This window comes from Prochlorococcus marinus CUG1417, from assembly GCF_017695975.1.
In the GTDB taxonomy this organism is placed as follows: domain Bacteria; phylum Cyanobacteriota; class Cyanobacteriia; order PCC-6307; family Cyanobiaceae; genus Prochlorococcus_A; species Prochlorococcus_A marinus_AG.
Genome location: NZ_JAAORN010000002.1, coordinates 601,027 through 611,256, shown reverse-complemented (window position 1 = coordinate 611,256; position 10,230 = coordinate 601,027). Strand labels below are relative to the sequence as shown.

Sequence of the window (10,230 nt, the reverse complement as noted above, 5' to 3'; positions counted from 1 at the left end):
TATCAATTTTACAACCTAGATTACTTTGATTAAGAAGATTTAAACAAGTGGAAAAGATTTTTTATTTGTTGAACAATTTGTTATTAATTCGGAAAATAAAAATTTATTCAACAATTAAATTAAATTTATACCTTTTTTTCAACAAATATTGTTTGTTTTTAATTGATTTCCACAGACACTAATTTTTTTGGACTTTAATATCCTAAGATTTTGGTTATATTTTTTAACGAAGGATCAATATTTTTTCTAAAAATAGCATCATTATTTTTAATGGCGCAATCAGGGTCTTTTAATCCATTTCCGGTAAGAACACAAACAATAGTCGATTCTTTTTGTATTCTATTTTTATTTTTAATAAGTCCTGCAACTGATGCTGCACTAGCAGGCTCACAAAAAACTCCTTCTTTGGCAAGAATTTTGTAAGCATTGATTATTTCTTCATCTGTAACTGACTGAAAGTCTCCTTTACTTTCTTTTTTAACTTTTTTTGCTTTTTCTCTATTAACAGGATTTCCAATTCTTATTGCTGTAGCAATTGTTTCAGGGTCTTTAACTATTATATTTTTCACTAACGGAGCAGAGCCTTCGGATTGAAAACCCATCATTATTGGTAATTTTAAATTTCTTTTAATTTTTGAATATTCATTAAAACCCATCCAATAAGCAGTTATGTTTCCTGCATTACCCATTGGAATACAAAGCCAATCAGGTGCAATACCTAAGTCATCAATAATCTCAAAAGCTGCCGTTTTTTGGCCTTCTATGCGATATGGATTAACAGAATTAACAAGTTCTATTGGATATTTAGAAGATAGATCTCGTACAATTTCAAGAGCTTTATCAAAGTTTCCATCAATAGAGATTATCTCAGCTCCATACATTAAAGCTTGTGCAAGTTTTCCTTGCGCAACAAATCCTTCTGGGATTAAAACATAAGGTTTCAATCCTCCTCTAGAAGCATATGCAGCAGCAGCAGCAGAAGTATTTCCGGTGCTGGCACAAATTACAGCTTCACAGCCTTCTTCTTTTGCTTTGCTAATTGCCATAGTCATTCCACGATCTTTAAAAGAGCCTGTGGGATTAAGACCGTCGTATTTTAGAAAAATCTTTGTTCCATTTCCAACTAATTTACTTATTGAGTCACTAAAAATTAATGGAGTATTCCCTTCGTTAAGGGAAATAATAGGAGTATCCTTTGTAACTGGAAGATATTGTTTGTAAGCATCAATTAATCCTGGCCATCTTTTTTTTCTATAATTAATGTGTAGTTTGTTTTTGATTTTATTCAATAACATCATAATTTTTAATTTGTTTTAATTTTTTCTAGGGGGGAATTTGTAAAAAAGTCTAATAGCTCTGAGATTGATTCTACTTTATTCATAACTTTGCTTAAAGCACTTACGTCTAAAATAACAGTTTTGGTTGGATATCCTTTAAAAAACTTTATTAGATCTATTTTCCCATTTCCTATATAAATACCTTGGATTATACTAGCCCTAAGTGCCAACAAACCTGTTCTTTCATCATCTGCTCTGGGGGGATGAATAATAGATGAAAGTCTTGTTAAAAAAACATTGCCTATTTGTGAATATACTAATTTGCTTGCAACGGTAATAGGTATTTCAAAATCTTTGTTTAATACTGATCTAATTTCTTTATCGGAAGATCCAGTTGCATTTAAAATTCTTTTTAGTTTTTTAGTTGAATCTCCTTTTTCAGCGAACTTTTTTAATGAATTTACTTCAATTGTTCTAGAAAATATGCCATAAACGATTTTAATTTTTTCAGCAGAGTTAGCTTTTGAAACATTAAAAAGTAATTGAGAACTTATTAAAATAAAAAGTGTTTTTATAATTAAAAATTTACCAAATTTCATTTTAGATATTTGAACCAGCTGCAATTTTTACAAGTCTAACTACACCTTTTTCAGTAACTTTTTTTGCAATTTTTATACCCATTTCTTTTGTATATGGCTCATTTATAAGTCGAGGTATTCTTTTAAGAAAAATATCAATTGAATAGCCAGGAACTTTTTGTAGAATTTCTGAAAAGTTTCTTAATGGTTTTATATAAGTTAGAAGATCATTTAAATTGTTGGTTTCATTAGTGGTATTTAATTTGATAGAACTAGGAAGGTAGTTATTTAAATTTTTTATTAATTTTAGATTAAATAAATCTATTTGATTAGTTAATCCTTCAATTATTTCATCTCTAAGAAATCCGCCTTTTGGAGAAAAGAGAAGATTTATGACTTCGTCTAAAAGTTTTTCCAAATCGAGATTCGTTTGTTTTGCAGCATTAGAAAGTAGATCTTCTAAGCGGTCCCATTTAAATTTTTTGTTATCAAAAAGCATTTCTTTCAGGCTTTCTCTTAATTGTGGATCAGGATCTTCCATCAACCTTCTAGCAAAATATGGATAAGCTGCACCTAATATTTTAAAGTTTGGGTCTACGCTTAAAGCAATTCCTTCTAATGTAAGTAGAGACCTAATTATAAGAGCGTAATACGGAGGTAATCTGAAAGGGAATTTATACATCACACCTGACATGTCGTCTGTAACGCTTTTAAAATCCATTTTTGAAACACCTTGTTCAACCGCGTCAATAAAAACATCTTGAAATGCTGGAACTATGGGTTCTAGGTTAACTTCTTCTGATAAAAACCCTAATTTTACGAAATCTTGAGAAAGTTTATCGAAGTTTTTATTTACCAAATGTACAACTGCTTGTATTAGGCCAGACCTTGAATCCCTAGAAACCTCACTCATCATTCCAAAATCTAGATAACATAGTCTTCCATCTTTAAGAGCTAATAAATTTCCTGGATGAGGGTCGGCATGAAAAAAACCATGTTCTAAAAGTTGTTCTAAACTGCACTGCACTCCTATATCAATCATTTTGTCAGGATCAATCCCTAATTTCTTTACATCTTCTAGATTGGTTAATTTTGTACCATCAATCCATTCCATAGTTAAAACTCTTCTTGAAGTTATTTCTTTATAAATTTTTGGTACGGCAATCATTTGGTTATGTTTGTGCATATTTCTGAATTTTTCTGCATTATCAGCTTCATTTAAATAATCCATCTCTTCAAAAACTCTTTTACCTAATTCATCAATTAATGCCACGAGATCGCTCCTTATTAGTCCAATATTGTTTTTTAGCCAATAAGCAATATTTCTTACAATATAAAGATCTAAAGTTATTTGTTCTCTTAAACCTGGACGTTGGACTTTAACTGCCACAACTTCCTCATTCTTGAGTTTAGCTTTGTGCACTTGTCCTAAAGAAGCTGCAGAAATTGGCTCTTTATCAATTTCTAAAAAAATTTCATCTACCTTGGATCCTAAGTCTTCTTCTATTAATTCCATAGCTTTATCTCCGTTAAACCCTGGAAGTTGATCTTGTAATTCAGATAATTCTTCAAGAAGAATCCCTGGAATGATATCTGGTCTTGTTGATAAAGCTTGACCTGCTTTAACAAATGCTGGTCCAAGTTCTACTAGTAAATTTGTTAATTCTTTTGCTCTAAATCTTGCGTTTTCTTTATTTTTTAATCTACCAGTTAGTTTATCCCACCCAACAGATAATAAATAAGTAAAAATAGGTATGAGCGTTTGCCAAAGTCTTTTTAAAAGTCTTTTTGGGTTCTTTTTATAAATTTTTGATATTCTTTCTGGATCATAATCCAACAGTCCAGATACTTCAATAAAGTCAGTAAAGTCTTCTTTCATAACTTTATATATTTAAAACCTTTATTTTTTTAGAAAAGAAGTTAATTTTTTTATATGGAAGATTTATCATGCTAATACAATTAAAGATAGAAAACATAGCCTTAATAGAGATTATAGAAATTAATTTCGAAAAAGGTTTGAATATCATTACTGGAGATTCTGGTTCAGGAAAATCACTAATCTTAGATTCCTTAAATGTATTATTTGGTGGAACTAATATACCTTTAAAACACTTAATACGTCCAGGAAAAGATCATTGTGTTATTGAGGCAAGATTCTCTTCCTCTTGTCAAATCAATAACTGGCTTATTAGTAATGGTTTAAAAACTAGCTCTTCAATCTTAAATATCAAAAGAATATCCTATAGAAAAAACAATAAAGTTTTATCTAAATATAGCCTTAATAATTTATTAATTAATAAAAAATTATTAGAAGAACTTGGACAATTACTAATAGATTTCGCAGGTCAATCAGATACTTCTATATTTGATTCTCAAGAAAAGAGAAGATTAATTATTGATGATTTATGTTCGCAAGAATTAAGGGATATAAGTGCAAAGATTAAAAATATATGGGAGGAAAGTCAGGTTTTAAAAGGATTAATGAATGAAAAAATAGAATCCTCTAAGAAGCAAGAAGAAAATAACTTAATAACTAAACAAATATTGCAAACTTTAGAGGAAGCTAATTTAGAATCAAGTAAGGAAATTTTAGAATTAGAGTTATTAGAAAATAAACTTATAAATAATCTTGAAATAAATAATTCAATTCAATCATCTTTATATAACTTAAATAATTGCAGCCATGATGAACCATCAGTAGCCTCTTTGATAAATCAATCAATAAAAAATTTTAATAAAACAGCAGACTTTGATTTAAAAATTCAAAAGTTTAGAGAAAATTTATTAGATATCCAAACTTATGTAGAAGAGTTAATTTTCGCATTAAACTCATATATTCAAGACATAGATAAAGATGACTCTAACCTTTCAGAAATACAAAAAAGATTATTTTTTTTAAAAAATTTGGAAAGAACTTTTTCACTTGACTTAACTCAATTAATTAAAAAGCGAAATCAATTAAGGACATATTTTCTAAAAAACGATAAAGATAATGAAATTTGTAATATAGAAAATCAAATTAAAAACTTACAAAGTAATTTAAATTCTTTATTTATCACTCAATCTACTGAAAGAAAAAAAATTGCTAAACAATTACAAGATTCAGTTATCTCTATTTTACGGGATTTAGGATTAGAAAATGCAAATTTTTCAATTCAATTTTCAGAATGTAAGCCTTCTGGCGATGGAATTGACAATATAAATTTTTTGTTTTCTGCTAATCCTGATCAGAAGCTTGCTCCATTGTCAAATGTTATTTCAGGTGGAGAAATGTCAAGATTCTTATTAGCTATTAAATCAAGTATTTCTAAAAAACCAAATACTTTCTTTTTAGATGAAATTGATAACGGTTTAAGTGGTAAATCTTTACTTTCTTTGGTTGAGCTAATAAAAGAAATTTCTAGAGATCAACAGGTTTTATGTATTACACATCAGCCTTTTTTAGCTGCTAGAGGATTAGCTCATTTTAAAGTTAATAAAAACGTTATCGATGGAATAACATATACTTCAATTTTAAAACTAACTACAAAAAAACAAAGAAAAAATGAATTAATAGAACTTATTGGTGGAGGATCTTCTGAAGTAAATGAATATGCCTCTAGACTTCTTGATCAAGCTGCTGCATAAAATAGAAAAAATCTACTATAATAATATTTTTTAAATCATAAATAGATTTAAACATGGTTTTAAAAACTAATAGTAATTTTGAGGAAGATAATTCAATTATTATTAGAGGAGCTCGTCAGCATAATTTAAAAAATATTAACCTTTCTCTACCTAGGAATAAATTTATCGTATTTACAGGAGTCAGTGGAAGCGGTAAAAGTTCTTTAGCCTTTGATACAATTTTTGCTGAAGGACAAAGAAGATATGTTGAAAGTCTTTCAGCATACGCAAGGCAATTTTTAGGTCAAGTAGATAAACCTGATGTAGACAATATTGAGGGCTTATCACCCGCTATTTCAATTGATCAAAAATCAACAAGTCATAATCCTCGATCAACAGTTGGAACAGTAACAGAGATACAAGATTACTTAAGATTGTTATTTGGTCGTGCTGGCGAACCGCATTGTCATCATTGTGGGATTCCAATTGCGCCACAAACAATTGATGAAATGGTTGATCAAATTATTTTATTACCAGAAGGAACAAGATACCAATTGTTGGCTCCTGTAGTAAGAGGGAAAAAAGGAACTCATACAAAATTAATTAGTGGACTTGCTGCTGAGGGCTTCGCTAGGGTAAGAATCAACGGTGAGGTAAGAGAACTTGCTGATAGTATTGAACTAGATAAAAATCAAATTCATAATATTGAGGTAGTAGTTGATAGACTAATTGCAAGAGAAGGAATACAAGAAAGATTAAATGATTCTCTACAAACTTGCCTAAAAAGAGGCGATGGGTTAGCAATAGTCGAAGTTGTTCCAAAAAAAGGAGAAAATCTTCCTTCTAACTTAGAGAGAGAAAAACTTTACTCAGAAAATTATGCATGTCCTATACATGGTTCTATTGTTGAGGAACTTTCTCCTAGACTTTTTTCTTTTAACAGCCCTTATGGAGCATGTCCAGACTGTCATGGTATTGGCTATTTAAAAAAATTTACTGCTGAAAGAGTTATACCAGATCAAACATTACCTGTTTATGCTGCCATAGCCCCTTGGAGTGAAAAAGATAATACTTATTACTTCTCATTACTATATTCTGTAGGACAAGCTTATGGTTTTGAATTAAAAACTCCTTGGAAAGATTTGAGTGATTTGCAAAAAAAAGTTCTTCTTTTGGGATCAGATAAACCAATATTAATCCAAGCTGATAGTCGTTTTAAAACTTCTAGTGGTTTTGAAAGACCTTTTGAAGGGATTTTACCAATATTAGAAAGGCAATTGAATGAAGCCAATGGAGAATCAGTAAAACAAAAATTAGAAAAGTACTTAGAATTAGTTCCCTGCAAGACGTGTTCTGGCAAAAGATTAAGACCTGAGGCTTTGGCAGTTAAACTTGGCCCATATAATATTACTGACTTAACTTCTATAAGCGTTTCTGAAACTTTAACTCACATAGAGCGCATCATGGGATTAGGTAAGACTAAGAAGGAAAACATATCTTTATCAGAAAAACAAAAGCAGATAGGTGAATTGGTTTTAAAAGAGATTCGTTTACGTTTAAAGTTTTTAATTAATGTTGGTTTAGATTATTTAACTCTAGATAGACCAGCCATGACTTTGTCCGGGGGAGAGGCTCAGCGTATTAGATTAGCTACACAAATAGGTGCTGGCCTTACTGGTGTTTTATATGTGTTAGATGAACCAAGTATTGGTTTACACCAGAGAGACAATGACAGATTATTAGAAACATTAAAAAGCTTAAGAGACCTTGGCAATACTTTAGTTGTTGTTGAACATGACGAAGATACTATGAAATCTGCTGATTATTTAGTAGATATTGGTCCAGGTGCAGGTATTTATGGTGGGGAAATTATTGCTAAGGGATCATATGAAGATGTTTTGAAATCAGAAAGATCATTAACTGGGGCTTATCTTAGTGGTAAGAAGTCTATTCCTACTCCAAAAGAACGTAGATCCTCTGTTAAAAAAAGTTTAATTTTAAATGGTTGCTCAAAAAATAATTTAAAAAATATATCTGTAGAATTTCCATTAGGAAGACTGGTTTCTGTAACTGGTGTTAGTGGTAGTGGAAAAAGTACCTTAATAAATGAGTTACTTCATCCTGCCTTGTGTCATTCTCTGGGATTAAAAGTTCCTTTTCCCCATGGCGTACAAGAGTTAAAGGGTATAAAGGCAATTGATAAAGTTATCGTTATTGATCAATCTCCAATAGGGAGAACACCAAGATCAAACCCTGCTACTTATACAGGTGCCTTTGATCCTATAAGGCAGATATTTACCGCCACAGTTGAAGCTAAAGCAAGGGGTTATCAGGCAGGTCAGTTTAGTTTTAATGTGAAAGGAGGAAGATGCGAAGCGTGTAAAGGCCAGGGAGTTAATGTTATCGAAATGAATTTTTTGCCTGATGTGTATGTTCAATGTGAAGTATGTAAAGGAGCTCGCTTTAACCGGGAAACTCTTCAAGTTAAATATAAAGGTTTTAATATATCAGATGTTTTAGAAATGACTGTTGAACAAGCTGCACAAACTTTTTCTGCAATACCTCAAGCTTCTGACAGGTTATCTACATTAGTAGATGTCGGATTAGGATATGTCAAATTAGGCCAACCAGCCCCTACATTATCTGGGGGAGAGGCTCAAAGAGTTAAGTTGGCTACAGAATTATCTAAAAGGGCAACTGGAAAAACTCTGTATTTGATTGATGAACCAACTACAGGGTTGAGTTTTTATGATGTTCATAAATTAATGGATGTAATACAACGTTTGGTAGATAAAGGGAATTCTGTAATTGTTATTGAACACAACTTAGATGTAATTAGATGTTCTGACTGGATTATTGATTTAGGACCTGATGGAGGAGATAAAGGTGGAGAAATTATTGCAGAAGGTATTCCTGAGGAAGTTGCTAAACATCCCACAAGCCATACAGCTAAGTATCTTAAAAAGGTTCTTAAATAAAAAACTTGTTGTATTTCTTTTTATTATTAATTATCTAAGTAAAAAGAAAGCTCTCTTATAAGGGGTATTACTTGAGTCTATAGCTGCTTTTTCAAAAAATTTTGTATTAAAAAGATTTAAAATCATAATGCTTTCTTAATATTTCCTTTTGAAATTCAGCTTATTTGTATTAAAGGGCTGTTGATCGGAGGATTTCTTAATGAGGTTTAAATTTTTACATTTACATTTACATGGTCTTATACGCTCTAAAAATCTTGAATTAGGCAGGGATGCAGATACAGGAGGACAAACACAATATGTTTTAGAGCTAGTTAAAAGTTTGGCTAATACTTCAGAAGTTGATCAAGTAGATTTAGTTACTCGTTTAATTAACGACCCTAAAGTAGATTATGAATATTCTCAAGAAGAAGAATTTGTAGAACCCGGAGTTAGAATTTTAAGATTTAAATTTGGACCTAATAAATATTTAAGAAAGGAATTGCTTTGGCCTTATTTGGATCATTTAACTGAAAGACTTATCTCTTATTATCAAAAAAATAAAAAGCCTAATTTTATTCATGCACATTATGCAGATGCTGGATATGTAGGGGTTAAACTTAGTCAGTCCTTAAATGTTCCACTTATTTTTACTGGCCATTCTTTAGGACGAGAGAAAAAAAGAAAATTGCTTGATACTGGGTTAAAAACTAATCAAATAGAAAAGCTTTATGCAATAAGTAAGAGAATTGAAGCAGAAGAAAAAGCGTTAAAGTCGGCAGATATTGTTGTTACAAGTACTAAACAAGAATCAGTTTATCAATATTCCCAATATTCTTCTTTTTCACCTCACAAAGCAAGAGTAATTCCTCCTGGTGTTGATCATAATAAGTTTCACCATATTCACTCGACAACGGAGACAGCTGAAATTGATAATATGATGCAACCTTTTTTAAAGGATTCTAGTAAACCCCCATTATTAAATATTTCTAGAGCCGTTCGAAGAAAAAATATTCCTTCTTTGATTGAGGCATATGGAAGATCTGAAAAATTAAAAAGTAAAACAAATTTAATTTTGATTTTGGGTTGTCGAGATAGTACTTCAAAACTTGACCCTCAACAAAGAGATGTTTTCAATAATATTTTTGAAAAGATCGATAAATATAATTTGTATGGAAAAGTAGCTTATCCAAAAAAACATCTTCCAAGTCAGATACCTGCTTTATATAGGTGGGCTGCTAGCAGAGGGGGTGTATTTGTAAATCCAGCTTTAACAGAGCCCTTTGGTTTGACCCTTCTTGAAGCTTCTTCATGTGGGTTGCCAATAATATCAACAAATGATGGAGGACCAAAAGAAATCCGCTCAAAATGTGAAAATGGACTTTTAGTAGATGTTACCGATATTAATGAGTTGAAAGTTATTCTTGAAAAAGGAATTTCTAATAGTAATCAGTGGAAATTATGGAGCAGAAATGGAATTGAGGGTGTCAATAGGCACTTTAGTTGGAATACTCATGTACGCAATTATTTATCAATACTTACAGAAAAGTTTTCAAGGTCAAATTCTTATTCTTCATCTGATATTAAACAAAGTTGTTTAAAAGGAAGTTCTTCACTAATAAAACCCCACTGATCAAATACTTTAGGATCAGGGTGAAGAATTAGTTGATTATTATGAGTTTTTTTTAGTTTGAAACCTTTCTTAGATAGTTTTTTCATTAAGTTAGCAGTTTCTTCAAATCTTGATGCCATTGCATCAAGACTAGAGCAATCGCTTGTTAATCCATTATCTTTCCATGTAAAAAAACTCATAAC

7 protein-coding genes are annotated in these 10,230 nt (G+C 30.7%); 3 read left to right on the top strand and 4 right to left on the bottom strand.

The genetic code is table 11. From position 1 onward, the window contains the following. Positions 1–194: 194 nt before the first annotated feature. From thrC to HA140_RS09345, 3 genes are read right to left on the bottom strand one after another with little or no spacing between them, the layout of a single operon-like run. Positions 195–1,298 (bottom strand): threonine synthase, encoded by a 1,104-nt coding sequence (gene thrC, locus HA140_RS09355; RefSeq protein WP_209040815.1) that lies wholly within the window; start codon positions 1,296–1,298, stop codon positions 195–197. 5 nt (positions 1,299–1,303) lie between these two features. Next, positions 1,304–1,876, bottom strand: a complete 573-nt coding sequence (locus tag HA140_RS09350) for an alpha/beta hydrolase (RefSeq protein ID WP_209040814.1) — start codon at positions 1,874–1,876, stop codon at positions 1,304–1,306. Position 1,877: 1 nt separating this feature from the next. Beyond that, on the bottom strand, positions 1,878–3,734 hold the full coding sequence (locus HA140_RS09345) for an ABC1 kinase family protein (protein WP_209040813.1): 1,857 nt from the start codon (positions 3,732–3,734) through the stop codon (positions 1,878–1,880). A 68-nt stretch (positions 3,735–3,802) separates the two neighbouring features. On the opposite strand from HA140_RS09345, the gene HA140_RS09340 reads away from it, so the two are divergent. The 3 genes from HA140_RS09340 (at position 3,803) to HA140_RS09330 (ending at position 10,048) form a co-directional block, all read left to right on the top strand. Continuing rightward, positions 3,803–5,482, top strand: coding sequence for an AAA family ATPase (locus HA140_RS09340; RefSeq protein ID WP_209040812.1), 1,680 nt, complete (start codon positions 3,803–3,805; stop codon positions 5,480–5,482). 53 nt (positions 5,483–5,535) lie between these two features. Further along, positions 5,536–8,439 (top strand): excinuclease ABC subunit UvrA, encoded by a 2,904-nt coding sequence (gene uvrA / locus HA140_RS09335; RefSeq protein WP_209040811.1) that lies wholly within the window; start codon positions 5,536–5,538, stop codon positions 8,437–8,439. A gap of 199 nt (positions 8,440–8,638) precedes the next feature. Continuing rightward, positions 8,639–10,048: a glycosyltransferase gene (locus HA140_RS09330; protein WP_209040810.1), complete on the top strand. Its 1,410-nt coding sequence runs from the start codon at positions 8,639–8,641 to the stop codon at positions 10,046–10,048. Here HA140_RS09330 and HA140_RS09325 read toward each other — a convergent pair. After that, on the bottom strand, positions 9,982–10,227 hold the full coding sequence (locus HA140_RS09325) for a hypothetical protein (RefSeq protein WP_025966012.1): 246 nt from the start codon (positions 10,225–10,227) through the stop codon (positions 9,982–9,984). The two genes, HA140_RS09330 and HA140_RS09325, sit on opposite strands and share 67 nt — an antisense overlap. Between the last annotated feature and the right edge of the window lie 3 nt (positions 10,228–10,230).